At 70.8% G+C, this 26,786-nt stretch carries 25 protein-coding genes; 5 read left to right on the forward strand and 20 right to left on the reverse strand.

All coding sequences use genetic code 11. The features are described from left to right. The 19 genes from ACFQVC_RS39600 to ACFQVC_RS39690 all read right to left on the reverse strand — a co-directional run bounded on the left by ACFQVC_RS39600 (position 1) and on the right by ACFQVC_RS39690 (position 19,643). Positions 1-1,746, reverse strand: a complete 1,746-nt coding sequence (locus ACFQVC_RS39600) for a GH3 auxin-responsive promoter family protein (RefSeq protein WP_381840573.1) — start codon at positions 1,744-1,746, stop codon at positions 1-3. After that, complete coding sequence (locus ACFQVC_RS39605; protein ID WP_381840576.1) at positions 1,733-2,383, reverse strand: hypothetical protein; 651 nt, start codon at positions 2,381-2,383, stop codon at positions 1,733-1,735. The genes ACFQVC_RS39600 and ACFQVC_RS39605 overlap by 14 nt, the downstream gene beginning before the upstream one ends. A 200-nt stretch (positions 2,384-2,583) precedes the next feature. Next, positions 2,584-2,958, reverse strand: coding sequence for a MarR family winged helix-turn-helix transcriptional regulator (locus ACFQVC_RS39610; protein WP_381840579.1), 375 nt, complete (start codon positions 2,956-2,958; stop codon positions 2,584-2,586). Continuing rightward, entirely contained in the window at positions 2,952-3,596 is a 645-nt protein-coding gene (locus ACFQVC_RS39615) for a DsbA family oxidoreductase (protein WP_381840582.1), read from the reverse strand. The genes ACFQVC_RS39610 and ACFQVC_RS39615 overlap by 7 nt, the downstream gene beginning before the upstream one ends. Before the next feature lie 131 nt (positions 3,597-3,727). Continuing rightward, entirely contained in the window at positions 3,728-5,266 is a 1,539-nt protein-coding gene (locus tag ACFQVC_RS39620) for an MFS transporter (RefSeq protein ID WP_381840585.1), read from the reverse strand. 115 nt (positions 5,267-5,381) lie between these two features. After that, on the reverse strand, positions 5,382-6,650 hold the full coding sequence (locus tag ACFQVC_RS39625) for an NAD(P)/FAD-dependent oxidoreductase (RefSeq protein WP_381840588.1): 1,269 nt from the start codon (positions 6,648-6,650) through the stop codon (positions 5,382-5,384). Continuing rightward, a complete protein-coding gene (locus ACFQVC_RS39630; RefSeq protein WP_381840590.1) occupies positions 6,647-6,841 on the reverse strand; it encodes a ferredoxin in 195 nt (64 codons plus the stop codon). Before ACFQVC_RS39630 ends, ACFQVC_RS39625 begins: the two co-directional genes overlap by 4 nt. 25 nt (positions 6,842-6,866) lie before the next feature. Then, on the reverse strand, positions 6,867-8,084 hold the full coding sequence (locus tag ACFQVC_RS39635; protein ID WP_381840593.1) for a cytochrome P450: 1,218 nt from the start codon (positions 8,082-8,084) through the stop codon (positions 6,867-6,869). Positions 8,085-8,164: 80 nt separating this feature from the next. After that, the gene (locus tag ACFQVC_RS39640; RefSeq protein WP_381840596.1) at positions 8,165-9,376 is read right to left on the reverse strand and encodes an acyltransferase family protein; all 1,212 of its coding nucleotides are present in this window, start codon (positions 9,374-9,376) and stop codon (positions 8,165-8,167) included. A 47-nt stretch (positions 9,377-9,423) separates the two neighbouring features. Beyond that, positions 9,424-10,314, reverse strand: a complete 891-nt coding sequence (locus tag ACFQVC_RS39645; protein ID WP_381840599.1) for a fumarylacetoacetate (FAA) hydrolase — start codon at positions 10,312-10,314, stop codon at positions 9,424-9,426. 170 nt (positions 10,315-10,484) lie between these two features. After that, positions 10,485-11,780, reverse strand: coding sequence for a pyridoxal phosphate-dependent aminotransferase (locus ACFQVC_RS39650; RefSeq protein ID WP_381840640.1), 1,296 nt, complete (start codon positions 11,778-11,780; stop codon positions 10,485-10,487). A 29-nt stretch (positions 11,781-11,809) separates the two neighbouring features. Next, the gene (locus ACFQVC_RS39655; RefSeq protein ID WP_381840601.1) at positions 11,810-13,582 is read right to left on the reverse strand and encodes an AMP-binding protein; all 1,773 of its coding nucleotides are present in this window, start codon (positions 13,580-13,582) and stop codon (positions 11,810-11,812) included. Then, positions 13,579-14,736 carry a Glu/Leu/Phe/Val dehydrogenase dimerization domain-containing protein gene (locus tag ACFQVC_RS39660; protein ID WP_381840604.1) on the reverse strand — a complete coding sequence of 386 codons (1,158 nt, stop codon included), beginning with the start codon at positions 14,734-14,736 and terminating at the stop codon, positions 13,579-13,581. The genes ACFQVC_RS39655 and ACFQVC_RS39660 overlap by 4 nt, the downstream gene beginning before the upstream one ends. 69 nt (positions 14,737-14,805) lie before the next feature. Continuing rightward, positions 14,806-15,369: a type 1 glutamine amidotransferase gene (locus ACFQVC_RS39665; RefSeq protein WP_381840607.1), complete on the reverse strand. Its 564-nt coding sequence runs from the start codon at positions 15,367-15,369 to the stop codon at positions 14,806-14,808. Between the two features lie 28 nt (positions 15,370-15,397). Next, a complete protein-coding gene (locus tag ACFQVC_RS39670; RefSeq protein ID WP_381840643.1) occupies positions 15,398-16,228 on the reverse strand; it encodes an amino acid kinase family protein in 831 nt (276 codons plus the stop codon). A 77-nt stretch (positions 16,229-16,305) separates the two neighbouring features. Continuing rightward, positions 16,306-17,358 carry an N-acetyl-gamma-glutamyl-phosphate reductase gene (argC, locus tag ACFQVC_RS39675; RefSeq protein WP_381840610.1) on the reverse strand — a complete coding sequence of 351 codons (1,053 nt, stop codon included), beginning with the start codon at positions 17,356-17,358 and terminating at the stop codon, positions 16,306-16,308. Continuing rightward, complete coding sequence (locus ACFQVC_RS39680; protein ID WP_381840613.1) at positions 17,355-18,206, reverse strand: ATP-grasp domain-containing protein; 852 nt, start codon at positions 18,204-18,206, stop codon at positions 17,355-17,357. The genes argC and ACFQVC_RS39680 overlap by 4 nt, the downstream gene beginning before the upstream one ends. Positions 18,207-18,234: 28 nt before the next feature. Next, positions 18,235-18,423, reverse strand: a complete 189-nt coding sequence (locus ACFQVC_RS39685) for a lysine biosynthesis protein LysW (RefSeq protein WP_381840616.1) — start codon at positions 18,421-18,423, stop codon at positions 18,235-18,237. A gap of 62 nt (positions 18,424-18,485) precedes the next feature. Continuing rightward, positions 18,486-19,643: an isopropylmalate synthase gene (locus ACFQVC_RS39690; protein ID WP_381840619.1), complete on the reverse strand. Its 1,158-nt coding sequence runs from the start codon at positions 19,641-19,643 to the stop codon at positions 18,486-18,488. Between the two features lie 317 nt (positions 19,644-19,960). Between ACFQVC_RS39690 and ACFQVC_RS39695 the strand changes: the two genes are divergently transcribed. Continuing rightward, positions 19,961-21,166, forward strand: coding sequence for an aspartate racemase/maleate isomerase family protein (locus ACFQVC_RS39695; protein ID WP_381840622.1), 1,206 nt, complete (start codon positions 19,961-19,963; stop codon positions 21,164-21,166). A 149-nt stretch (positions 21,167-21,315) separates the two neighbouring features. Here ACFQVC_RS39695 and ACFQVC_RS39700 read toward each other — a convergent pair whose 3' ends face one another. After that, positions 21,316-21,918, reverse strand: coding sequence for a TetR family transcriptional regulator (locus ACFQVC_RS39700; protein ID WP_381840625.1), 603 nt, complete (start codon positions 21,916-21,918; stop codon positions 21,316-21,318). A 538-nt stretch (positions 21,919-22,456) separates the two neighbouring features. Here ACFQVC_RS39700 and ACFQVC_RS39705 point away from each other — a divergent pair. From ACFQVC_RS39705 to ACFQVC_RS39720, 4 genes are all read left to right on the forward strand, one after another. Then, on the forward strand, positions 22,457-23,635 hold the full coding sequence (locus tag ACFQVC_RS39705) for an IS701 family transposase (protein WP_381840628.1): 1,179 nt from the start codon (positions 22,457-22,459) through the stop codon (positions 23,633-23,635). A 141-nt stretch (positions 23,636-23,776) separates the two neighbouring features. Then, the gene (locus ACFQVC_RS39710; protein ID WP_381840631.1) at positions 23,777-24,538 is read left to right on the forward strand and encodes a response regulator transcription factor; all 762 of its coding nucleotides are present in this window, start codon (positions 23,777-23,779) and stop codon (positions 24,536-24,538) included. A 219-nt stretch (positions 24,539-24,757) separates the two neighbouring features. Next, entirely contained in the window at positions 24,758-25,375 is a 618-nt protein-coding gene (locus ACFQVC_RS39715; RefSeq protein WP_381840634.1) for a sigma-70 family RNA polymerase sigma factor, read from the forward strand. Further along, entirely contained in the window at positions 25,365-26,576 is a 1,212-nt protein-coding gene (locus tag ACFQVC_RS39720) for an MFS transporter (protein ID WP_381840637.1), read from the forward strand. The genes ACFQVC_RS39715 and ACFQVC_RS39720 overlap by 11 nt, the downstream gene beginning before the upstream one ends. Positions 26,577-26,786 lie beyond the last annotated feature (210 nt).

Below are 26,786 nucleotides of genomic sequence, written 5' to 3' on the forward strand. Positions count from 1 at the left end.
TCAGTCGGTCCCTTCGTCGGTGCCAAGGACGCGGTCGGTGCCGGCCCCGCCGGTCAGCCGGGCCCACTGGTCCGGGTCCTGGCGGAAGAGGCGGTCCTTGACCTGGGTGGGGCGTACGCCGTCACCGACCCGGTCCTGCCAGTCGCGTACGAACGCGTCGGCGTCGAGCAGCGTGAGCGAGGGCTCCGCGAGCCGTCCCGCGGTGCGGGCCCGGTCGTAGTCGGCCGACTCGCGGCGCAGGGCCCGGTCGAGGCGCTCGGGGAAGCGCCCGGCCTCGTCCTGGCTCCACGGGGTGTGCGGAGCGAGGGCGAACTCATAGGCGGGGGCGCCCTGTTGGGCGGCCGGGCGGGCGGAGAGGTACGGCGGGGGCGGTGCCACCCGGCAGGCCGCGTTGCGCACCTCGAGGCCGCCCGCGCCCAGGGCCGCGGTGAGGGCCCGGATCACCTGGGCGTCGCGCAGCCGCTCCCCGGCGTGGTCGGAGCGGGTGGAGCGGCCGGTGTACTCCAGGCGCGGCACCCCGTCGGCGTGGTCGACGACCCGGACCACATCCCCGACCGCGTACCGGTACAGGCCGCCGACGTGGCTGAACACCACGTGATAGTCGCGGTCCGGCTCCAGCTCGTGCGGTGCGAGCGTCTCGGAGCCCGCGCACAGGTCGGCGTCCGCGTCGGCGAACTCGTACACCGAGGCCGTCACCACCAGGCTGCCCGCGCTCGGATGCCGGTCGAGAGCCACACCCACCGGCCCTTCGGAGGCGGCCACCGGCGCGGGCAGCACCGTCACGGAGGCGCCGAACTCCTCGCGCAGGCGCGGCAGATAGAGCGAGGCCAGACCGGTCGTCCAGCAGAACACGGCCCGCATACGCGGCCAGATGTGGGCCGGGCGCACGGTGCCGTACCGCTCGGCCAGCTCTTCGAGGCGGCGGGCCCGCTCGGGGTCGGGCGCGGTGTGCGGAAGCCCGCCGAGGGTGCCGTCACGGATCTCCTTGACGATCCGCGGCCACCACAGGTTCAGCTGGTACGGCAGCGCCGCCACCATCGCCGGGTTGATGCCGATGACACAGCGCACATCGCTCTGCACGGCGAGGCGCAGACGCAGATACATCTTCTCCAGGTGCGCGTCCGGCGCGACCGGCACGGGCAGCGAGCCCCAGGGCGCCCCGGTGCCCGGTTCGGCGGACAGCGGCTCACCGAACTTCGCGCCGAAGTCGACCTGGCTCGCGCCCACATGAGGGTGGCCCGACGCGGTGGTGGGCGGGGCGGTCAGCGGATCGTGCTTGAGGTTGAGCACCGCGTCCGGGCGCCCGAGTACATCCGGGAAGTGCTCGATGAGCGGGGCCCACGCCGCGTAGTAGAAGGGGAAGAAGGTGGTGTGCATGAACCGCGGCGTCACCGGGATCTTCTTGTGCGCACCGGTGCTGCCGCTGCTGGTGAAGAAGACCTCCGGGTGGTCGGCGGTGAGCACCCCGCGCTCACCGGCCGCGGTCCGCTCGATCCACGGCTCCAGATCCGCGTACGTCTGCACGGGTACGGCCTTGCGGAAGTCGGCCAGGGTGCGCACGCGCCGGAATCCGTGCTTCTTGCCGTACTCCGTACCGGAGTTGAACTGCAGCAGATCCGCCAGGACACGGCCCTGGTGGCGCTCGGGATCGGCGAAGGCGTCGCGCAGCCGCTGCCGTTCGCACTGGACCCGGTCGCGGTAGCGGCACAGCCGGTCGGGGTCGGACCAGGACTCAGCGGAACTCATGGGCGAGGGCCTCCTGTAGGGCCGCGGCGGTGTCCGCGGGGTTGTCCTGCGCCGGGACGACGGTCACGGGCAAGCCGTCCGTCTCCTCCCGCATGATCTTGTCGAGGTCGCTCTGATAGCGCCTGAAGCCCTCCCAGTCGGGCTTTTCGCCGTAGTGCTCAAGGGAGTTGAGGGCGGCACCGGCGCCGCAGCGGCGCCAAGTGGTCCGGGGCGGCACCTCCAGGCGGAGCACCCGGACCGGCTGCGGGAAGGAGCGCCACCACGCGAACATCGGGTTCTCCCGTACGCCCGCGAGCCGGCACTTGGCCAGGATCTTGTAGTAGTACGAGTCCACGACGACCGGGCCGTGCGCGGTGTGCCGGGCGACCTCGTCGCGCAGATGGACGACCGCGGTTCCCAGCAGGGTGGCGAGGAACTCCGGTGACCAGGCGTCCAGTTGGGCGGTGGCGTCGGCGCCGGCCACGGCGGGAACCTCGCGCCTCAGCCGGCCGATCAGCGCGTGCTCGGGAGCGAGATACGCGTCGTCGACGGAGACCGTCCGCCACTGCGGAGCCGTCTGCCGCAGCCGGAAGAGCGCCGACGACTTGCCCGCGTAGTCGGGGCCGAGAAGTACACAGAAGCCGTGGGCGGCGGCCATGGAGCTGCACCCCCTCATCTGGGCCATGTCCCGCCGCGGCGAAGCCGTCTGCGAGGACTGGATCTCCACTGAGGTTACGCAGGTTATGTACGGGAAAGTCGGCTATGTGATAGCGCAGTGCTAACTGTGGCAACTTGCCGAGAAGGGGAGACAGTTGGGGTGAATGAGGGGAGGGACCGGTGACCTGCCCTGCCCCGCGGTCAGCTCCTCACGGCCAGCGCCGCGTCCACTTCCCGTGCGAAGGTCTCCGTGGCGGCAGCCAGCTTCTCGGCGCCCGTCCCGGTGAGCGCCGCGTACGACGAGCGGCGGTCGTCCGTGCCGATCCGCCGGGCCACCAGCGCATCGGTCTCCAGGCGCGACAGCATCCGGCTCATCGTGGAGGGCGAGACGCCCACCGCGTCCGCCAGCTCCATGACGCGCAGCGGACCGCCGCCCGCGTCCTGCAGGGCGCTGAGCGTGAGGTAGTCGGACAGGCCGATGCCGTGGCGGCGCAGAAGCGCCCGGTCGACCGCGGTCCCCACCCGCCAGGTCAGGATGATCTGCCGCCGCCAGTGGGCGGGTTCGGGCGTCACCATGGGCTGCTGCCGCGCGCGGCGCCGGCCCGGACCGGGGCGGTGTCCTTCGCCCGGGCGGCGTCGATGGCCGCCCGCAGCCCGGCCACCGACGGCACGCCCTCGATCCGGTGGGTGCCGTCGACGATGACGGTCGGCACGCTCGTGATGCGGTGCTGGTCCGCGGCCGCGAGCGCGTACCGGTGCGCGGTGCTGTAGGTGCCCTGCTCCAGTGCCGCGCGGAACTCACCTGCGGGCAGGCCGAGTTCGGCCGCGATCCGGGTCAGTACGTCCACATCGCCGATGTCCCGGTTCTCGTGGAAGAACGCCCGCAGCATCCGCGGCACATAGCTCTGGCCGAGGCCGTGCCCGCGCGCGAACTGATAGCCCTCGAAGGCGAGCCGGGTGTACGGCTGCGGGGACACATCCGGCAGCCGGATGGCCACGCCCATCCGCTCGGCCAGTGGATACACCGAGCTCTGCCAGGCGCCCCGCAGGTAGTCGCCCTCGGGGCGCAGTGTGGGCGCCGGGTGCGGACGCAGCTCGAACGGCATCCATTCGATCTCCGCGTCCGCGCCCAGGGCCGCCTGCCGCAGGGGTTCCTCCGCGAGCAGGCAGAAGGGGCAGACGTAGTCGGACCAGACCTTGATGCTTACGGTCACTGTCGCCTCCTGGTTCGCGGACTGCGTTTCGCCCCGTCGTCCTTCTGCCGCCACACCGCTGTGCGGGCTCGTCCTCGAACTCCGCCGGCCACTCCCTCAGGGGAGCCCCCGGTCGGGCTGAGCTATACGAGCTACACCGTCACCGGCTCTTCTTCACGATCGGCCGTGCCGCAGGCCGGGGCCGACGACGCGCTCTGCTTCTGCAGGGCCGCGCAGCTGTCCGCCGAGCCGCAGGCGGGGGCCGGGAGCAGGTTGACCGGCTCCTCCTCCTTCGCCGGGGCGTCCTTCTTCAGGGCGAGGGCGAGGAAGCCGCCGAGGACGAGCAGGCCCGCGCCGATCAGGCCGGCCAGGCGCAGGCCGCTGACGATGTCGGAGGCGGCGGCGGTGGCGTAGGTGCCGGTGAAGGTGGAGTTGGCGACCGCGACCAGGACCGCGAGGCCGACGGCGCCGCCGACCTGCTGAGCGGTGGAGGCCATCGCGCTGGCCACACCCTGCTCCTCGTCGCCGACGCCGGAGCCCGCGGAGGCGAAGACCGACACGAAGACGAGCCCGCCGCCGATGCCCCAGATGACCGATCCCGGGAGCAGGGCGTAGAAGGAGCCGCCGGTGGTCATGACGACCGCGGTCAGGGCGATACCGATGCCGTTGACGATCATGCCCGTGGACAGCGTGACGCGCATGCCGTAGCGGTGCATGAACTTCGGTGCGAGCTTCCCGGATCCGATCATGGAGGCCAGGGTCAGCGGCAGGAAGGCGAGTCCGGCCTCGATGGCGCTGTAGCCGAGCACGGGCTGCACATATGTCGTGAAGACGTAGTAGCCGCCCGCGAGTGCGGTCTGGAAGACGAGCAGCACCGCGACGGAGACGACGAGGGGCCGGTTCTTGAGCAGCCGCAGCGGCATCAGGGGCTCGCGGGTCCTGGCCTCGGTGACGAAGAACGCGGCGAGGAGCACCACACCCAGGATCAGCGCGCCGAGCGGGAGCGTGTGCGTCCAGCCCTCCTCGGGCCCGGTCACCAGACCGGTCACGATCGAGGAGACACCGACGGTCGCGAGGATCGCGGCGGGCAGGTCGAAGCCGCCCACGGAGAGATTGGCGCGCCCGTCGGGCCGTACCGCCTTCGGGGCGGGGATCAGCACGATCAGGGCGAGCGGGACGTTGATGAAGAACACCCAGCGCCAGGAGGCCAGATCGGTCAGGACACCGCCGAGCAGCGCGCCGGCCGCGAGACCCAGGGAGCCGGCCGCGCCCCAGACCGCGAACGCCTTGGTGCGCAGGCTGCCCTCGAACGACGTGGCGATCAGGGCGAGTACGGCCGGGAAGAGCAGCGCACCGCCGACGCCCTGCACAAGGCGGGCGCCGATCAGGACGCCCTGGCTGGTGGCGAAGCCGCCCACGAGCGAGGACACCGCGTAGAAGACAAGGCCGGCCATGAAGAGCCGGCGCGCACCGATCCGGTCCACCGCCCGGCCGCCGAACAGGAGCAGACCACCGAAGGAGACGGCGTACGCGGAGACGACCCACTGCAGTGACTGCGCGGAGAAGTCCATGGACTCACCGATGTCGGGCAGGGCGACGTACACGATGTTGTAGTCGACGCTGATGATGAACTGTGAGAAGGCCAGCAGGAACAGGACGAGTCCTGTCCGCTTTGCTGGAGCCGTGGTCATGAGACCTCCTGGGACTGACGGTCAGTCAACTTGCTGGCGGTGTGCGAAGAGACCCAACTCACGGCGGCGGAGCTTCGGTCCGCTCGCGAGCGTGATGTGGGTCACATGGCCCGGCTCAGCCGAGCGCCTCCTTGAAGCCGATGAGGGCCTCGTCCCAGGGGGCGGGGGTCGCGATCACGGCCCGCAGGGCGCGCACGGTGCGCGGCGGCAGGCCGGCCGCGGCCACCCCGGTCGCCAGACCGTCCTCGCCGTACAGGGCTGCGGCGCTCGGCCGGTCGCCGTCGACGATCTGCGTATGCGTCTGCCCGCCGGGAGTGAGCAGCCCGTACGCCTGGAGCTTGACGTCGTACTGGTCCGACCAGAAATACGGCACCGGCGCGAACGGCGTGGCTGTCAGACCGAGGCCGGGACGCAGGACGGCGAGCAGATTGCGGGCCGCGGCCATGCCCTGCTCGGTGGCGTTCATCCGGTGCTCGACACGCAGCGCACGGCCGTAGACCGGGTGGTGCCAGCGGGCGACGTCGCCCGCCGCGTACAGCCCCGGCGCGGCCGCGCAGTACGCGTCGCAGCCCAGGCCGTCGGAGAGGTCGAGGCCCTCGGTGCCCGCGAGCCATGCCGTGGCGGGCGTCGACCCGGTGGCCGTCAGGACGAGATCCGCGGCCAGCTCCGTGCCGTCGTCGAGGAGTACGGAACGCACGGCGCCGGCCACCGTACCCAGGGACTCCACCAGGCGGCCGCCGTACAGCGCCACGCCCCTGGCGTCATGGGCCCTGGCGAGCAGCCCGCCGAGAAACGGCCCGACGGTGTGTTCCATCGGGGTCGCCGAGGGCCCGATCAGGGCCACCTCGTGCCCCGACTCCCGCACGACAGCGGCGATTTCACTGCCCAGGACGCCATTGCCCACGACGGCGACACGCCGGCCCGGCGTGCTCAGCTGCTCCCGCAGCGCCATCGCGTCGTCCATACAGCGCAGGCCCCGCACCCCCGCGATGCCCTCGGCGCCCGGGAAGGCGCGGGCGAGGAGGCCGGTCGCGGCGATCACGCCGGCACAGTCGAGGCCGCTGCCGTCGGACAGCGTCAGATGCCGTACACCGGTCTCCCGGTCGGCCACGGACCGTGCACCCGAGTCCATCTCGGCGACGGACACCCCGAGCCGTACATCCATGCCGAGCGAGTCCAGCTGCTCACGGGTGCGCAGCCAGGTGCGCTCGGGAGCCCAGGCGCCGGAGAGCACCTGCTTGGACAACGGCGGCCGGTCGTACGGGAGATGGGGCTCGGCGCCGATCAGGCTGAGCTCGCCCTGCCAGCCGTGCCGGCGCAGCGCCTCGGCCGCCGCGAGCCCCGCGGCCGACGCGCCGACGACGGCGACGCGGCCGGCGCTCACTCCTCGACCTGGATGGCCGCCGCCGGGCAGAACGCCGCGGCCTCGCGCACCGCGCCGTGCAGCGCCGCATCCGGCTCCGCGTCCAGGACGACGGCGAGGCCGTCCTCCTCGCGCTGGTCGAACACATCGGGCGCCAGCATGGCGCACTGGCCCGCGGCGCAGCACTTCTCGTGATCAACGGTGATCTTCATGGGGTGCCTCCCGGGTTCGGGCGGTTCAGCCGAACCGCAGCGGCAGCTCGTTGGGGCCGGTGATGCCGACGGCCGGGCGCCAGGTGACCTCGCCCGCGAGTGCGGGCGGCGGCAGCTTGGCGGCCAGGGCGGGCAGTGCCTCCGCCAGTTCCATCCGGGCCAGCGGAGCGCCCAGGCAGTAGTGCGGGCCGCCGCCGAACTGCAGCACTCCGGCCTGCCGGGGCACCGTGATGTCGAAGGTCTCGCCGCCCGGGTAGGCGCGCGGATCGCGCTGGGTGGCCTGCACGCCGATCAGGAACATGGTGCCCGCGGGGAAGGTCTCGCCGCGGAACTCGAACTCCTCGACGGCATTGCGGAAGACGGCGTTGGACGAGGGACGCCAGCGCATGACCTCCTCGACCGCCTGCACGGCGAGATCGGGACGCTCGGCCAGCGCGCGCCACTGGTCCGGGTACTCGACGAAGGTCGCCATCGCGTTGGCCAGCTGCAGCCGGGTCGTGTCGTGGGCGGCGAACACCATGGTGACGACCAGGTTGCGCAACTCGTCGGGGGTCACATCGCCCTCGGTGTTGCGCACCGCCACCAGGGCGGAGATCAGGTCGTCGCCCGGGTTCGCGGCCTTCTCGGCCATCAGCTCGTCGACGTAGCCGTAGAGCCCGGTCACGGCCGCCTCGACGCGCGCCGGGATATCGCCGCCGGCCGCCAGGCTGAAGACGAGGCCGATGTCAGAGCTCCAGGTGCCGAACGTCGGGAAGTCCTTGGCCGGTACGCCGAGCAGCTCCGTCATCACCGTCAGCGGGAGCCGGTCGGCGAAGTCCGCGTAGAAGTCGCAGTCACCGGCGGCGGCGAGTTCATCGGCCAGCCGGTCGGCGGTCTCGCGGATGACGGGGCGCAGATTGTTCACCATGCGCGGCGTGAACGCCTTGTTCACCAGGGACTTCAGACGGCGGTGGTGGGAGCCGTCCTGGTTGACGAGAGCCCCGACGAACCAGTCGTAGACCGGGCCTTCGGTGACGCCGTTCTGCTTCATGAAGCCGGGGCCGTCATGGGTGAGGCGGCTGTCCCGCACGAGGTCATTGGCCTCCGCGTGGCGGAGCACGAGCCGGCCGAGCGGGGTGTTCGCGTACCAGTGCCGCTCCTGCGCCTCGGCCACCTCCGGGTTCTCGAAACGGAACGCGGGATCGACGACGTCGAGGTACGGGACGTCGGTGGAGACCAGTGCGGAGTCGATAGCCGCTGACATCTTCGACCTTCCTTCGGGGTGGTGAACAGCTCCAACTGGCGGCCGGGACCGCTCCGGTCCCCGCGCGACGGTGACGTGGGTCACACAACTTGCTTACGTGGCAAGGACTTTCGGGACTTCGACCATCTGCGGGTCAGCGGGCGCTCCACCCACGCGTACAGCGCCCAGGAGATCAGCAGCGACACCGCGAGCTCCGCGACGATCACCGCGACACCCACGGGTGTGCTCAGCATCCGTTCGCCGAGCAGCTCCCGTACGAGGGTCAGGACCGTGTAGTGCGCCAGGTAGAACGCGAACGACACCTCGCCGAGCCAGGTGGCCGCGCGCCCGCTGAACGCGGTGGGCCGCCCGTGCGCGTCGGCCAGCGCCCCGGACGCGATCAGCATCGCCGCCGGTACGACACACATCACCCGCAGGCCGTAGAGCAGCGGCACAAAGGAGGCCGCGGCGTAGGCGGCGACGAGCAGTGCCGCGGACCAGCGCATGCCGATATCGCGCCAGCGGCCCGTCATCACGGCGCGCGCCACAAAGATCCCGAGCACGAAGTCGAGCAGTCGCGCGGGCGGGAAGATATACCCGAACCAGAAGTAATTGGCCGAGTTCCCGGGCTCGTTGGGCACCTGCTCGGTGCCGAGCGGGATCAGGGTGTACGTCAGCAGCGGGACGAGGGCGATGGCGGCGACGGTCCCCGCGATCCAGAACTTCAGGCGCCGGGCCGGGATGCGCTTGGCGCCCAGATAGATCAGCGGAAAGCTCAGATAGAAGAACGCCTCGGTGGACAGCGACCAGCCCGGGTTGTTGACCGCGAAGTTGGTCATGACGTCCGGGATCCACGACTGCACCATGAACAGGGTGGCGAGCGCCTGCCACACCTCGGTGGCGGACAGGTCGACGAGCAGCAGCGCCAGGAACCACGTCACGAGATAGACCGGCACGATCTTGGCGAAGCGCCGCCGCCAGAAGGACCGCGCGGGGTCCCCTGGACGGGCCGACCAGGTCAGGATGAAGCCGCTGAGGACGAAGAAGAAGGTGACGCCGAGGCCGCCGGACTGTGCGGCGACGGCGTAGAACACCTTCTGTAAGCCGTCGTCGGCGAGTATCCGCATCTCGGGAAGCGGCAGCGCCGCGTGGAACAGGAACACCAACAGGGCGGCGGGGAACCGCAGTCCGGTCAGCGTCGGCAGCCTGCCTCCCAGCGGCGGCAGCTCCGGCAGCGCCGCGGGCGCCGCCGGCCTGGCAGGCGCGCGGACCGCCAGCTCGTCGGCAGGCCTGGCCAAGTCCTCGGTACTCATGGAACGTCACCCCTCGGGTCGTGCCCCCTGGCGAGGGGCTCCTTGAGTTACTCCGTGCCGGGCGCGCCGCCGAAGCGGACCGGGTTCGACAGGACGACGTCATGGCTCTTCACGTCGATGGTGATCCGGTCGCCGTCGGCGATCCGGAAGCCGTCGTGGAAGCTGGCCTCGTCGGCGCCGAGCAGGATGTAGTTGACGAGGCCGGGGCGGCGCAGCGCGGGGTACTCGAAGAGGTTGTCCGCCATGTCCTGGACCTTGAAGTACAGGGCGTCGGCACCACAGCCGAAGGACCCTTCCCAGGCCGTGACGCCGTCGCGCTCGATGACGGTCGTGCCGGTCACCGTCTGCGGCGGCTCGCCGAGGAAGAGCCAGGGGGAGATCGAGGTGTCGCACAGCTTGCAGTACGGGTTCCAGCCCGGGTTCTGCCGGTGCAGGCCGATGTCGCACAGGTCGTTGCCGAAGGTGTAACCGGCGTAGTGCGGGTTGCCCTCGTCGTCGTTGACGTAGACGAGCGCGACCTCCGGCTCCTCGATCAGCGCTACGGCCTTCGCGGGCGCCGTCAGGGTCTGGCCCGGCATCCGCAGCCAGTCGCCGAAGCCCTTGAAGAACCAGTTGGGGGCCACGAACTCGGTCTCGTCGGTGGGCTCGTCCTCGTACTTGGACTTGTGGGTCCGCATGAAGCCGCTCACCAGCGCGTTACCGGTGACGGCGGGCAGCAGCGGCGGCAGATAGGACAGCGGGGCACCGCCGTCGACCGTGATCGTCTCGGTGTCCCGGGTCAGGGCCGCCGTGGCCGCCCCGGTGTCCCCGGCGGCGATGACCGCCGCCCGCACCTGGCCGTCGGACACCTTGTGGAGGGTCAGCTGTTGGCCGGGGACCGGCCGGGCGAAGCCCGCGTACCGCTCGCCCTCGTACTCGCACTCGAAGAGGATTGACATGGTGTGACGGCCCTCCAACGGCCGTGCGCGCAAAGGTCGTTCGGACAGCGGGAAGTCGGTGGGAACGATGACGTCGCAGAGACGGCGGTTGACGTCGCAGAGACCGACGAAGGGGGAACCGCGCGCCGGGGACGGGGGAAGGACCCCGGCACGCGGTGGCTGATGGCCGGTCAGGCGGCGTCGGCGGCCGGCCCGGAAGCAGCGGGGGGAGCGGCGAACGCCGGACCGGCCAGATCGGCGAGCACCTCCCCGACGCGGTCGAGCGAGGACCGGATCCACGGCAGCGCGGTCGGGTCTGCGGCCGTGAGAGCGGTGGTGCGCTCCTCGTCCGTGTCGCCGTAGAGGCGGCTTGTGGCCGCCCGCACCCGCAGCGCGGCCAGCGGTTCGCCGAACGCGCTCGCCGCGATCACGCCGACGCCGTGCCGCTCGACCAGGAACCGGGCCAACTCGGCGCCGTTGTACACCCCGTGGGCCCGCACCAGATGGGTGCGCAGCGGCCCGAAGTCGGGGTACAGGTAGCACGTCGCCACCACCGGCGTGAGGATCGCTCCCGCCGCGGTGAACCGCTCGGCCATGGCACGCGCCACCGAGCCGTGCAGACGGCGGCTCTGCGCCACCCGCTCGACGATCTCCGGCGGCTCACCGAAGGCGTACGCCGCCGCCTCCTGCACCGGCGCCACCGGGCTCGACCAGATCTGGCTGGCGATCCCGACGAGCCTGTCGTGCAGGGCCCGCCCCGCCTCGCCCTCGGGCAGCCGGGCGACACCGAGCCGCCAGCCGCCGACGGCCAGGTTCTTGGTCAGACCCGTGGTCACGACGGTGCGTTCGGGAGCGAACACCGCGGGCGAGACGGCCGGGGTCGCCGGATCGAAGACCAGGTCGCAGTAGATCTCGTCGGAGATGATGACGAGATCCAGGTCCCTGGCCGCCTCGCCGAGACGCCGCACCGTCTCGGGCGAGGCGACCGTGCCGGTGGGGTTGTCCGGCAGGGTGACCACCACGGACCGCGGATCGTGTCCCGCGGCCCGTGCGGCGGTGACGGTCTCACGCAGCAGATCGGGATCGGGCACACCGCCCTGGCCCGCGGCGATCGGCACCGAGAGCGGCCGCACACCGGCGAGGCGGGCGTGCGCCGCGTAACTGACCCAGCTGGGCGTGGGGATGACCACGTCGCCGCCGACGGCCAGGACGAGCGCGTACAGCAGCGGCTTGCTGCCGGGACCGCACACCACCAGGTCCGGATCCGTGTCCAGGCCGCGGCGGCGCCAGTATCCGGCGGCGGCCGTGCGCAGCGCGAGCGAACCGGCCACCGGGCCGTAGGAGGCGCGGTCCGCCGCATGGGCGAGCCGGTCGCGCAGCTCCGGGTGGACGGGCAGGCCGATCTCGCCGCTCGCCATGGAGATCACCTGCTGGCCCTCGCGGCGCCGCCGGGCGATGGCCTCGTCGGCGGCGAGCGTCGCGGACATGCCGACCGATGCGGACGGGGACACGGCGCTCACCTCTCGCCGAACATCTGCCGCAGAGTGGCCTTGCGGACCTTGCCGGTCAGGGTCTTCGGCATTACGTCGATCACCTCGAGGCGCTCGGGCAGAAACCGTTCGTCCTGGTCGGCCTCGCGCAGGTGCGCGCGGATCTCGTCGAGGGTGGGGTGGATGTCGCCGCTGGGCACGACCACCGCGAGGATCGGGTCCTCGACCCGGCCGGTGGGCCCGACGAGGGTGGCCTCCGCCACCTTCGGATGCCGGTTGATGATCGACTCGATCTCGGCGAGGGGGACGACCTGGCCGTCGCGCTTGATGGCGTCACCGGCCCGGCACAGGATGCGGATACCGCCGCGGCCGTCGTCGCGGGCCACGTCACCGGTGTCGAACCAGGAGTCGTCGAGGAGCTTCTCCTGGTACTCGGCCTCCCGCCGGAAGTAGCCGAGCGCCTGTGAGGCACCGCGCACCCGGAGCCGGCCGACGGCGGCCCGCTCCGTGGGGTTGATGCACTTGTCGATCCGGATCTCCATCGCGTCGATCGGCCGGCCGTTGCTGTGCGCCGCCCAGTCCTGGTTGTAGTCGAGCTTGGTGATGGTCACCGGGCCGTTCTCCGACATGCCCCACAGCGAGTACGTGCGCGCGCCGAGAGTCGCCCGCAGATCGTCCACCAGCGGCTGCAGGACCTGCGCCGAACCGGTCACCACATGGCGCAGCGTGGACACGTCGCGCGGCTCGGTGCGCTGCGACTGCGCGATGTCGGTGAGGGTCGGCGGCGGCCCGTACAGGAGAGTCGCGCCGTACTTCTGCACCAGGTCGAGCAGCGCCTCGTTCTTGCGGCGGTCCTGGAAGGCGATGGTGCCGCCCAGCATGACGCTGGCGAGGACGCCCTGCCCGAAGCCCGAGTAGTGCACCAGGGGTGTGGTCACGGCGGCGACCAGGTGCTCGTCGAGCAGGAAGGTGTCGACGTAGCCGCGGATCGCCGAGTGGATGGTGTTCTGGCTGTGCAGCACGCCCTTGGACTCACCGGTGGTGCCGGAGGTGAAGAGCACCACGAACGGGTCGTCGGGCCGCAGTTCCAGGCCGTCCAGGTCGTCGTTGTGCACGTCCTCCCAGGTCTGGTCTATGAAGTGGTCCCGAAAGCCCAGGGCACCCTCAGGAGCGTGGCCGTCGATGACCGCCACGTGCTCCAGGGAGTCCAGCTCCTCGCGCAGGGTGACGGCGCTCTTGGCGAGCGATGTGCCCTCCCACTCCGAGATCGTGACCAGGACCCGGGCCTCGGTGAGGGAGAGCCGGTGCCGCAGGGCGTCCTCGGGGGTGGTCGGACCGATCGGGCAGATCACCGCGCCCACCCGGATGCAGGCGTAGAGCAGCGGCACCATCTCCCAGCGGTTGGGCAGCTGCACGGCCACGAAGTCGCCCGGCCTGACGCCCAGTTCGACCAGGGCGCCGGCGAACCGGTCGGTCAGCCGGCGCAGTTCGATGTAGTCGAGGGTGTCGGTGCGCGCCTCCCGCAGCCGCCGCGCCGCCACCGCCAGCTTGTGCGGGCGGGTGCGGGCCTGGCGCCGCAGATCGTCGAGGAAGGTCTCCGTGCGCCACCAGCCGCGCTGGTAGTACAGGGCTTCACGGGCCGCACGGTCGTCGGGCAGCGGCCGGGTGATCGGGACGGTCGGCATGTTCTGCCGGATCATCACCACCCCGTCGACCACGGGCACGTCCTTGATCGGGCGGGCCTCCGTCACCACGGGGGACTTGGCGACAATCTCTGACTCGATGGCGGTCGCGGTCATCGGCGTTCCTTCCGGCGGGCGGTGAGCAGGGACGGCAGCGGGTCCTGGCCCGTGGCCGCGGCGATCTCGAGGAGATCCTTGGTGTTCTGGCGGACCCGGGTGCCGACCCAGTCGAAGACCCAGTTCTTGCGCTGCTTCGAGGGCAGTTCGAAGGGCACGATCCGGGCCAGGGCGAGGCCGGCGGCCGCCGCCCCGCCGACGTTGGCGACCACATCGGGCACGAGCGTGGCGCCGGACACGGCCATCTTCAGGCGGGCCTCGGGGCTGACGGTGATGTTGCCGCCCTCGACGACCAGACCCGCCCGCAGCCGGTGCACGTTCGCGGAGTTGAGGGCGTTGTGGTTGGCGGCGAGGATCAGCACGTCGGCGTCCACGTCGAGCCAGGCATCCGGCTCACTCGACGCCGTCACATGCGCCGGAAGGCGGGAGCGGTCGATCCGCCCGAACCCGTCGGTCAGGGCGAGCAGTTCGGCGACCGGAAGCCGCTCGGCACTGATGGTGCCCTGCACATCGGCCACGCCGACGACCGTGTGGCCGCGGTCCTCCAGGAACTGCGCGACCGAGCGGCCGACGGTGCCGAAGCCCTGGATGACGACCCGGCGTGAGCCGCCCTGGCGGTGCAGCTCTTCGAGGGCGGTGACCGTGGCCACACCCACGCCGTGCCCGGTGCAGTCCACCAGTGGCTCGTAGTAGGCGCGCCAGTCGTAGGGCATGTCCACGGCCCGGTTCTTGCGCCGTGGGTCGTAGTCCGCCTCGCCGAAGAACACGGCGCGGTCGGCCGGGGTCACCCCCAGGTCGCAGCCCAGGTGCAGACCGCCGTGAAGGAGCGGCGCGACGGTACGGCCGAAGGTGCGCAGGGTCTCCTCACGGTCGCTGCCGTCGGAGACGATGCCGGCCTTGGCGCCGCCGATGGGCAGACCCACGAGCGTCAGCTTGTGCGTCATACCGCGGGCCAGGCCGCGTACCTCTTCCTCGGTGACGTCCGCGGTCATCCGGGTGCCGCCCATGGCGAGGGAGTCGACGAGGGTGTCGACCACCACCCAGCCCTTGAGCGGTCCGCCGCTGCCGTTCAACGACACCGTGAACGCAGGCTCGCCGGACGCATCGGCACGGGGAGTCCGCACCTCAGCGGGGTTTTCAGTCAGAACGCTCATTGCCAGAGGACCTCATGATCCATGTCGATACGGTGTTGATCCGTCGGTCGTGCCACTGCGCGGGTGCGCTCACCGGTAGAGCTCCGCGAAACCGCGCAGGATCTCCGCGCCGTCCTTGCGGAACTCCAGATGGGCCTGCGCGCCGTAGATCCGGCCGTCGTCCGAGCGCAGAAACTCCACCGGCGCCAGCTCGGAGCGGCCGATCGTGCGGAAGCCATCGGGGGCCTCCTGCAGATAGAGGGTGTGCCGGTGGAAGAGCGTCACGGTCGGCTTCACATAGGAGAACAGCGGGTCCTCGGTATCGACCTGCGCCTCGTGGCCGCCGACCCGCTGCGGCCCCTCCGCGAGGCGGCCGCCGTGCGCGACGGCGATGATCTGCATACCGCCGCAGATGCCGAAGACCGGTACGCCCGCCGTCGTCACGAGGTCGACGAGCGGCTTGTAGAACTCGCTGTCGTACGCGCGTACCTTCGTGCCGCTCAGCACGATCGCCTGGTAGCGGGAGCCGATGCTCGCCGGCACCGACGCCGCGTCGACCGTGTCGGTCTCCGAGCCCAGGTCCTCGAACCGCTTGCGCAGCTGCTTGAGGGACAGCGTCCCGTTGTTGACCACTAGAACCCTGGGCGTCGCCACGAGTTCCGCTCCTCTCGCTGGTCCTGATTCACGTCCGGGCAGTGACGGTGTCGGTGCGTTCGCGGGTGATGACGGTGCCGGTGCGCGCGGCGAGCATGTGGGACACGGGCGCGCTGCCGATATGCACCCGGCCCACCCCGCGGTCCAGGGCCTCGCCGGCCGCCCGCAGCTTCTTGCGCATCCCGCCGGTGGCGCCGCGGTCCCGGAACTTGGCGGCCTCCGCCGCGCAGATCTGCCGTACCGGAGCCCCGTCGATCAGCAGATGCGGCACATCCGTGACCAGGGTCAGGGCCGTGGCCGCGGTGGCCGCCGCCACCGCCGCGGCGGCCCGGTCGGCATCGGTGTTGACCTCCTGGCCCGCGGAGTTGCGGGCCAGCGGGGTGACGATGCAGCAGTGTCCGGGCCGCAGGCTCGCCAGCTGCCCGGCGTCCACACCGGTGATGGGGCCGACCAGGTTGTCCAGCTCCACCAGTTCCTTGCCCCGCCACCACCAGCGCTCGCCCTCGCCGGCCTGCACCAGACCGTCGCTGCCCACGACGCGCTCAGCCGTCAGACCGCGCCGTTCGAGGCGCCGGATGACGTCCTCGCCGAGCTGGGCGCTGACCGTCTTGATGTCGGCGATCACCTCGGGCGTCGTCCACCGGCTCTGGTTGCCGTACCGGTCCCGCAGGATCGCCGAGGGCTCGGTGTAGCGGGCGTTGAGCTGCTTGAGCGGCTTGGACCAGCCGTGCACCAGGACGAGGGGGCGCTCCTGGCCGTGGGCGACCAGGTCGTCCCACCACTCATCGGCCATATCGTCCAGACAGCTGCCGCCGAGCTTGACCACGGTGGGCGTGCGCGTCTCCACATCAGTCCTCATGTGCGTGTCCGGGGCTTCCATGAGTGACTCCGGGTAGGCGTAGGCGAGTGAGTCCGTGAGCTTCTCCATGAAGGTCGTCATGCCGGCATCACCGGCTGCATGCCGAGACCCGTCTCCTCGGGCAGTCCGAAGCGCAGGTTGAGCGCCTGGACGGCCTGGCCCGCCGAGCCCTTCACGAGGTTGTCGAGGGCGGCGAGCACGACGATGCGGTCCCCTTCGGTGTCGGGAAGCACCGTCACATCGCAGAAGTTGGAGCCGAGCACCGCCTGCGGATCGGGCACCGGGATCAGCGTCTCGGTGTTCCGGCGTACCCGCACGAACGGATGCGGTTTGTAGAACCGCAGGTAGGCACGCTGCAGTTCACGGGCGTCCACCGCGTCATCGGTGAACACATAGGTGCTGGCGAGCAGTCCGCGTACATGCGAGACGCCGTACGCCGACATCGTCAGGGACCCGATGCGCCCGGGCTTGGAGCGCTCCAGGAAGTCCGAGACCTCCGCCGCGTGCCGGTGCCCGGTCGGGGCGTACGGCGCGATGGCGCCGTTGCGCAGCGGATGCAGATCGGCGGTGCGCAGCTGCAGACCGCCGCCGCTCGAACCGCTCTTGCCGTCCACGAGCACGGTCTTGAGATGCAGACCGAGGGAGACCAGCGGTGCGAGCCCCAGGGTGATGGCGGTCGCGTAGCAGCCGGGCAGCGAGATCAGCGCCGCGTCGGCCAGCTGGTCCCCGACCAGCTCGGGTACGCCGTACACGAAGCGGTCGGCGAGCTCGGTCGAGCGCGTCACCTTCGGGTACCAGCGTTCGTGCAACTCGGGGGTACGGATACGGAAGGCGCCGCTCAGGTCGATGACACAGCCGACCCGGTCGGCGAGCAGCTCGGACAGCTCGGCCGAGACCGGGGCGGGCGTGGCGAGGAACACCACGTCGCAGCGTTCCGCCACGTCCTCGGTGACGGGCTCGACGGTCAGGCCCAGGTCGAGGCGGAGCCCCGGGTGCAGCTGGGCCGGGCGCCGTCCGATGTTCGACGACCCGCCGAGAAAGGTCAGTTCGAGCTCGGGGTGCTGGGTGATGAGCCGGATCAGCTCACCGCCGGCGAGCCCCGACGCGCCGACTATTCCCACACGGATCATGCGAGGGTCTCCTGCACATAGCGGACGATGGCGGCCGGGATGTCCGCGCCGGTCGCCGAGGCGACCGCCTTGAACGCCGGCGCGTGGTTGACCTCGTTGACGACCGGACCGCGCGGGGTACGGAACAGATCGATGCCGTAGACGCCCTCGCCGAGCTGGTCCACCACGCCGTCGACGACCTTCACGACCTCCGGGTCGTGAGCCAGCGCCCGGCTCTGGTTGCCGAGCGCCGCGTTGCTGCGCCAGTCGCCGCCCGCGCTCTCGAACTCGGCGGCGGCCACCAGCTCACGGCCGACGACGAAGCAGCGCACCGAGGTGCCGCCGTCGAGATACGGCTCCACCAGGCAGGCCTGCTCGAAGCCGTGCCCGAGGTCCTCGACGTAGTCGTAGACGGACTGCGCGGTGTCGGTGTCGCGGATCAGCGTGACCCGTTTGCCCATGCCGCCGAAGACGGGCTTGAGCACGAGCGGCACGGGCAGTTCGGTAAGGGCCCGCTCGAAGTCCCGGCGCGAGAGCACGAGGCGGAAGTCCGTGACCGGGACGCCCGCGTCGCGCAGCAGGGTGCGCAGCTCCAGCTTGTTCTCGCAGGCGTGGATGGCCCGGGCCGAGTTCAGCGTCGGGATGTTCGCCGACTCGGCCAGGGTGGCGAGCAGTCCGCCGCGGGTGTAGCTGCGGCTGCGGATCAGGATCGCGTCGTACGCGCTGATCGATGGAGCTTCCTCGTGCCCGAGGCACAGGGATTCGTCGTTGGCCCACTCGACCTCGAGGCCGAGCTCCGGCGCGGACTTGATCAGCCGGCTTTCCTCCCAGCCGAGCCGGTCCGCGACGATGGCAACTTTGCCGCCCATGAAATGGTCTCCTCCTACGCGTGGGTGGTCACTGGCCCCAGTCGCGCAGCTGCACTTCGACCATCTGCAGCGAGAGGACCCCGTCGGCCACGCCCTCGACGCGGAGGGTGAGCATGCACTCCGGGCAGGACAGGGTCTCGCCGTTGACCATCGGCGGGGTGGTGAGGTCGGTCTCGCACTCCGGGCAGACACCGGTGAGCGTGGTGGCGGTGGTCATGTTTCGTCTCCGTTGGTGTGGTTCGGACTCGGCGGAACTCGGGCGGAACTCCCGGGCGGAACTCAGTGGGACGGGAAGTCGACGGCGAGCTTGCGGATGGTGCTCCGGTCGAGCAGCGGCCGCCCCTCCTCCTCCTGCCGGGCGGCGAGCCACCCGGTGAAGGCGTCCACGTCGATGTCGAGGCCCGGATCGTCGGCGAGCGCCCAGTTCACGAGCGCCGCGCTGAGACGCGTACGCACGCGCAGCTCACGGGAGTTGCCGACCACCTCGGGCGGGAGCGTCTCGTAGGCCTCCGGGTGGGTGAGCTGGCCCGGCAGCTCGTAGGCGAAGGCGTGCTCGGTGGTGGGCCCGGACTGGAAGGCCTCGCCGAGCCCCGCCCCCTTGAGCGCCGCCCGCGACAGCTCGGTCAGATGCGACAGGTCGAAGCGGTCGTCGCCGTGGACAATGCGCAGCGAGGTGAGCAGCTCGGCCAGGGGCGCGTTGCCGCCGCGCTCGCCGATACCCGCCACGGTGCACGAGATCCACTGCGCGCCCGCGCGGTAGGCCGCAAGGGAGTTGGCCACGGCCATGCCCAGCATGTTGTGCGAGTGGATCTCGATCTCGGCGCCGTCGATCGCGGTCAGATGCCCGATCTGCTCCTCCATCTGCCAGGGCGACAGATAGGCGACGGTCTCGGCGAGCCGGAACCGGTCGGCGCCGGCGGCGAACCCGGCCTCCACATAGGGCACCAGGCGCTCGGTGGGCGTCCTGGCCCCGTCCTCGCCGCTGAACGTGACATGCAGGCCACGGTCCTTGGCCAGCTCGATCGCGGCCCGTGCGACCGCGGTCTGGTACTTGGCGCTCGGTGAGCCCAGCTTCAGCTCCGCGTGCGCCTGCGAGGTCGGGATGGAGAACATCACCGACCTGACACCCAGGCGTACGGCCTCGTCCAGGGCCTTCTCGACCTGCTGACGGTGCCTCACCACGACCAGCGTCAGGCTCCGTTCGGGACCGACCGTCTCGTGCACCGCCTCGATCAGCGCGGCGTCGCGGCTCGAAGGACCGGAGATCATGCCCACTTCGACCAGTTCGACCCCGGACTTCACCAGGAGGTCGGAAATGACCGCGGCGTCCGTCACGCCGAATTCGACGCCGGCCATGTGCGCGGAGTCCCGCAGGGTCGCGTCGGATATATGGGGCAGCGGCCGTGCAGACCGGCCGTCGTTCTCTGATACCGCCATTACGTAATCTCCTTCTGCCGGATCCTCAGTGCCGACTCCCTTTCCGACCCGAAGAATGGGTGGACAGTCGGTGGATCGTGCGGCGGAGCTGCGAACTCCCTTTTCTAGGCTCATCTTTTCGATGCGGAGCGTCAAGGCGTTCCTGTTCGTTCCGTGTCAAGTTTTGTGAAGTCGAAGTGAAGTAATAAAAGGCAGTGAAAGGCAGGTCAGGAAGGGTCTGTTTCAAGTGAACAGCCTTCCCGAGCAGGGGAGTTCTGGCCTACGGTGGCGAGTAATCGAGAATGAGCTATGGAACTGAACAGACAGGGGGCATTGCCATGGATCTGCTTGAGGTGCCGCGGCTCGGAGTGATAGTTCCCCCGGAAAACCCCACCGCAGAGCCGGAGTTCCACCGGCTCGTCGGCGCCCGGATGAATGTCTACACATCCCGTTTCCCGGGCGCCCGGGGAAAGAGCCTCAGGGAAACCCTGGAGGCCTGGAACGACGCCCTCCCCGACACGCTGGCCGGGTTCTGCGGTATGCGTCTCGAAGCCGCGGTGGTCGCCTGCAGCGCCTCCCACTACCTCCTCGAACCGGAGGGCGACCGCAAGTTCTGTGAAGAGCTCAGCGGCCGTGTGGGCTACCCGGTGACCTCCTCGACGCAGGCCATCCTGGCCGCCTGCGAGACGCTCGGCCTCGGCCGTCTGACGCTCGTCTCCCCCTACGAGCCCTGGCTGACCGAGACCTCACGCGCCTTCTGGGAGGCGGCGGGCATCGAGGTCGACGAGGCCGTGATCGTGCCGGCCGGCGACGATCTCTTCGACCCGTACCGGGTGACGACCGACGCCATCCTCGACCAGGTGCGCAGCCGTGAATTCCCCGAGGACACCGCCCTGTTGTTCACCGGCACCGGAATGGCGACCCTCGCGGCCCTGGACGAACTGGCCCGTGACACCGACCGGGTGCTGCTCACTTCCAATCTGGCCAGCGCCTGGTGGGCGCTGCGCCAGGTGGGAGTGCGCTGCGACGGCTTCGAGGCCCACCCGCTGCTGCGCCGCCTGGAGCGCGCGGCGGCCGAGGCCCAGGCCCGCTCGACGGAGAGCGGCAGGCCCCCGCAGGAACTCACCGAGTCCGCGGTACGCCAGCTGGTCGAGTCCTGGTACGCGGCCATCGACCGCCACGACCCGGTGGAGGACGTGCAGTCCCTGCTGGTCTCCGAGGGCCTGACACTGCATCAGCACGAGGGCACGTATCTCGGCCTCGACGGCTTCCGCAGCTGGTACGAGGGCACCACGCACCGCTTCTTCGACGAGCGGCACGCGCTGTCCGCCCTGGACGTCCGCCTCGCCGGGGGCCCGAGCGCCGAGGTCGGCGTACGGCTCAACTGGCAGGCCACGGAGTGGCGGCCGCCGACCCCCGCCAGCCGTCGCCTCGGCTACGACATCGCGCAGACCCTGACGGTGACCCTTGAGGACGGGGTGCCCCTGATCCGCACCCTCGCCGTCGACTCGCTGTCCCCGATGCCCGGTTCGGCATCCCTCTGAAGCCGGCCGTCCCGCTCACCCACCCCGGGACGGCCAGGAGCACGGCCGCGGCGCCTGCGGGCGGCGTCGCGGCCGTGTGGCACCCGCACCCGGCTCCGCCGCCGCGCCCGACGCTCCGGCGCCCGGCCGCGTGGTCCGGTGGGTCGGGTTCAGTCCAGCTGCGCGTTGTTCCGCGAGATGCCCGGCAGCACCACGCGCCAGACCCGTTCCAACTGGTCCTGGGCGCTTTCCCGTTGCTCCGGCAGGGTGGCGCAGCGGCGGATATAGCTCTCCGTGCCGGTGATGAGATGGGTGGTGAGGGTGAGGACCGTCTGCGGGTCGGCTCCCGGGCGGAGTTCATCCGTCGAGGCCCGGCAGAGCAGTGCCTCGATGGCCGGCAGCCAGACCGAGGTCCAGGGGGTCGCGGCCTGCGGACACTCACGGGTGAGCCGGGCGGCGGCGCGGACGGCGACATCCTCGTCGAGAAGGCGGGCCACCTCGAGGGTCAGATCGATCGCGGACCGCAGGGGCCGCCCCTGTTCGGCAGTGATCTTTTCAGCCGCGCTGCGGGTGACGCAGGCCCCGCGGGCCTGTACCGCCTCGGCGAGTTGGTCCTTCGTGGGGAAGTGGAAGGTCAGGGCGCCCATCGAGATCCCGGCCGACTTGCTGACCTGGGCGAGGGACGCGGCTTCGTAGCCGACGCAGTCGAAGGCCGTGGCGGCCGCCTGGACGAGTGCCTCCCGCGTACGGGCGGCTCTTTGCTGTTTCACCATGTGCTGTCTCCGGATGTCCACCCGCTCAGGGGCGGGGCCAGGCCGATGAGGGCCATGTGACTGCTGCGGCACAGCGCCGGGCGCGCAGCTCGGCGCGTGCGCGACCGGGCAGGTCTCACGTCCTCGGACAACTTGCCGACCGGCACAGCGCGTTCCTGGCCACCATTGTCTCCGCGCGCTCCGCCATGTCCATTGCTGGAGTGAATTCTCGCCAGGGGCGCGCGGAAGTATCCAGCCGCGCGCGGTGGTTGGGCGTGCGCGGTGAGTCCGCCTCTACGGTGCCGTCGCCGCTGGACTGAAGAGTGTTCAAGGCGGCTTCTGTTGCGCAAGCTCAACCTCCGATAGTGCGTCCGGCATCTATCGATCATGGCGGAAACCGAACACCGGGTACCCCAGTTAGCAAATAGCAAACCCCCATGCGGGAGCGGGACTTGGCCAAGTCGAACCCGTTCCATGAAAACAAAGCGATCGTTCGTTATTCTCTTGGGAGACGCCGCGCCAGCGATGGCGGACGCCACGTCAGGGAGGGAAGGCAGGAATGGCAGATCACAACAGGCCAAGCACTCTGGAGCCGGTCCCCGGACCGCAGGTGTCCTCCTTTGCACAGGCGATCTTCGGTCACATGGCCAGGGCGGACCAGCGCCGCTGGGCCCAGGCCTATCTTCAGGGGCTGCTCACCACCCCCGGCCGCAAGTCGGTGCGGCGTCTCGCGGCGACCGTCTCCGGCTCGCCGACGGCCGCCATGTCCCTGCAGCAGTTCGTGAACGCCAGCCCCTGGGAGTGGGCCCCGGCCCGGCGGGAGCTGACGCGCTTGGCTGAAAGGCACACGAAGCCGCGCGCGTGGACGGTCGGCAACGCGATCCTGCCGAAGCGGGGCGACTACTCCTGCGGCGTGCACCGCCGCTTCGTACCCGCCGCCGGCCGGACCATCAACTGCCAGGTCGGTATCGGCCTTTTCGTCTCCTCCGACGAGGAGGTAATCCCCGTCGACTGGCGACTGCTGCTGCCGCAGCAGTGGACCGACGACGACGGTATGCGGGCCCGGGCCCGTATCCCCGAGTCCCTCGGCTGTCGGCCGATGTGGGCACAGGTCCTCAATCTGATCGACACCATGGCCTCGCGCACTTCGCAGCCCCGCGTGCCGGTCGTGGCCGATATGAGTGAGTGCACCGACGTCGACCCGCTCCTTCACGGACTGAGCAGGCGCGGGCACGAGTTCGTGATCGCCGTGCCGTCCACACTGCAGGTGATCGGCGGCAGCGCGAGCCGTCCCGCGCCCGCCGCAGCGGAAGCGGGGCAGCACGGCCGCCCCGCCCAGGACTTCGTCCGCCGGCACAGTGCGCGCCAGCGCCTGGCCACCGCCGACCGGCAGCGCCGGCAGGTGCAGTTCCTGTCACAACCGGTGCGGCTGCCCGGTATGGGCCACACCTACCGGCTCTTCACCGAGTGGCGCCCCGCGGGTGCCCCGGCGCCCCGGGTGTGGATCACCAACCTCGTCGGCCACAACATCGACCACCTGGTCGGCCTGACCCGGCTGTACTCCGGCACGAACGCCGCGATCGACTCGCTCGAACGGGACTTCGGGCTCCTCGACTTCGAGGGCCGCTCGTTCCCCGGCTGGCACCACCACATGACGCTGGCCTCCGCCGCGTACGCGTACAGCAGGCTGCGCCGCTGTGCGGGCACCGAGGACGGCTGGCTGGATCTGAGTGCCTGACACGGCACCGGCTCGGTCCGTGCGGACCGCCCCGCGGGCGCCGAGGCCGAAGACCGCGGGCCCCGGCGCACCGAGCCCTCCGTCGTCCCGCTCCGGGCCGAACCGCTGGGGACGGCTCAGCCACCACGCGAGGAAGCGATGATGAAGGTACTTGTGGTCGAAGCGTCCGCCGCGCGGGCCGAATCCACGGCGCGCGTCCTGCGGCGACAGGGGTACGACGCCCACAGCGTGGACTCCGGTACGGAAGCGCTGCGCTTGCACGAGGACGCCCAGCTGGTCCTGCTCGACCTGGACCTGCCCGATGTCGACGGTCTGCAGGTCTGTCAGGCGATCAGGGCCGTCAGCGGCACCCCGATCATCACCTTCACCGACCGGGACACCGAGCTCGACCGGGTCCTCGCCCTGCAGGCCGGCGCGGACGACTGTGTGGTCAAGTCCTGCGGGTCCCGCGAGGTCCTCGCCCGGATGGAGGCCCTCATCCGGCGTGCCTATCCCTGGCAGGAAGGGCCCTGCTCCATCTCCCTGCACCCGCTCTACATCGACGGCCGCTCCCGCGAGATACGCCTGGACGGCCGCCTGATAGACGCCACGGCCAAAGAGTTCGACCTGCTGTACACCCTGGCCACGCACCCCGAGAAGGTCGTCTCGCGCAAAGAGCTGATGGTGAAGATCTGGGAGCGCGACGCCACCGAGTCGAGCCGCACCATAGACACCCACGTCAGCAGCCTGCGCGCCAAGCTCGGCGCCAGCGAGTGGATCGTCACGGTGCGGGGCGTCGGTTACCGCATCGGCTACGGGCGCGAACCCGACCGGGTGCCCGAGCCGCGCACCGAGCGCGCCGCGGGGCCGGTTCCGGGGCCCGGCGCCCGTGCCCCCCTCGGCCTGGTCACCCGCGGCTCCTGAACCGCCGCCGCAGCAGCGCTACTTGCCAATGTCGTCGCGAGCGGACAGCCATCGGCCCAAAACAGAACAGTTGTTATGTAGCCTCTGGGCTGCGACGCATTCCATGCGTTCGGCCGCAAGCACCTCCCCGAACCGGGCCGGCGGCGAGGTCCCGAGCGCCGCTCGACACCGCTCCCTCCACAGCCGGCCTGACCACCGGAGCCGAACCTGATGACGGATATGACCACAGCCATCGCCACCGAGACGGACGAGCAGCGCTCGGCCCGCTTCGCGCGCGACGCCCTCGTCTTCCAGCCTCAACTGCAGGCACAGGCCCTGAGGTTGACCCGCCATCCAGCCGACGCGGAGGACCTCGTGCAGGAGGCGTACACCCGCGCCTTCCGCAGCTTCCACCAGTTCCGCCCCGGCACCAACCTCAAGGCCTGGCTGGCCCGGATCCTGCTGAACATCTACCTCACCTCGTACCGCAAGAAGCAACTGGAGCCACGCTGCGCGCCCACCTCCGAGATCGCCGACTGGCAACTCGTGAACGCCGCGTCGCACACCTCCGGCGGGCTGCCGTCGGCCGAGGCCCAGGTCATGAAGTGGATCCCCGACCCGGCCGTCTGCCAGGCGATGCGCTCCATCCCCGACGACTTCCGCACGGTGGTCTACCTCGCCGATATCGAGGGCCTGCCCTACGAGGAGATCGCCAGCCTCGTCGGCATCCCCCACGGCACCGTCAACTCCCGTCTGCACCGCGGCCGCAGGCGGCTGCGCAGCCTGCTCGAAGGCCACCAGGGGCGCCATGGCGCGGCCCACACACGAAGGTTGAGTGAACGCGGCAATGACCAGTGACACGACCCGTCTCGCCGAACCCCGGGTCCGGTCCGCACCGGACCGGCTGCCCATCTCGGCGCTCCTCGCCCTGGCTACCGCCGTATTCATCACCAGCCTGACGGAGACCCTGCCCGCCGGAGTGCTGCCCGCCATGAGCGCGGACCTCGGCGTCAGCGAATCCGCGGCGGGGCAGACCGTCACGGTCTACGCCCTCGGCACCGCCCTGACCGCGATCCCGCTGACCGCGGCGACCGCCGCCTGGCGACGCAAGCAGCTGCTGCTCACCTCGATGGCCACCTTCGCCGTCGCCAACACCGTCACGGCCGTGTCCGCCAGCTACCCGCTGACGATGGCCGCGCGCTTCCTCGCCGGCGTCGCCGCCGGTGTGGCCTGGGCCCTGCTCGCCGGCTACGCCCGCCGGATGGCGCCCCCGCATCTGCAGGGCAAGGCCATCGCCATCGCCATGGCCGGCATCCCCGTCGCCCTCTCCCTCGGGGTGCCCGCGGGCACCTTCATCGGCAAGGCCTTCAGCTGGCAGATCGCCTTCTGGACCATGACGGTCCTGACCGTGCTGCTGCTCGGCTGGATCCTCGCGGTCGTACCCGACTACCCGGGCCGGCGCGAGGCCGGCAAGGCGCGGATGCTCTCCGCACTGTCCGTGCCGGGCGTGCTGCCCGTTCTCGTCGTCACCCTCGTCTTCGTCCTCGCCCACACCATCCTCTACACCTATGTCGCCACCTTCCTCGATCACATCGGGATGGGCCGCTCCACCGACCTGGTCCTCCTTGTCTTCGGTGGTGCTTCGCTGCTCAGCATCTGGATCGTCGGCGCCCTCATCAACCGCCGCCTGCGCACCCTGACCGTGGTCAGCACCCTTCTCGTCGGCGCCGCGGGTGCGCTCCTCGCGGTCTGGGCCGACAGCCCGCCCCTGGTGTACGCGGCCGTGACGCTGTGGGGCCTCGGCTGGGGCGGGGTGCCGACGCTGCTGCAGACCGCGGCGGGCGACGCGGGCGGCGAGAGCGCCGCCGACGCCGCCCAGGCGATGCTCGTCACCCTGTGGAATCTGGCGATGGCCGGCGGCGGGGTGGTCGGCGGCGTGCTCCTCGGGGCTCTCGGCACGGCCTCGTTCCCCTGGAGCGTGCTCCTTCTGATGGTTCCGGTGCTGCTCGTGGTGCTCGCGGCCCGTGTCCACGGCTTCCCCGCGAAGCGCACCACCTGATCCACGCACATGCCCAACCGATCGGAGAGCGATGGCTACCGCCCAAGCACCAGACACTGACGCGGCCATATCGGTACGCCGCGTGGACCGGGTGATCATCCGGTTCGCGGGTGACTCCGGTGACGGAATGCAGCTCACGGGCGACCGCTTCACATCGGAGACGGCGTCGTTCGGCAATGACCTCTCCACGCTGCCGAACTTCCCCGCCGA

Origin of the sequence: Streptomyces monticola, assembly GCF_042665355.1 — a bacterium.
Classification (GTDB): domain Bacteria; phylum Actinomycetota; class Actinomycetes; order Streptomycetales; family Streptomycetaceae; genus Streptomyces; species Streptomyces monticola.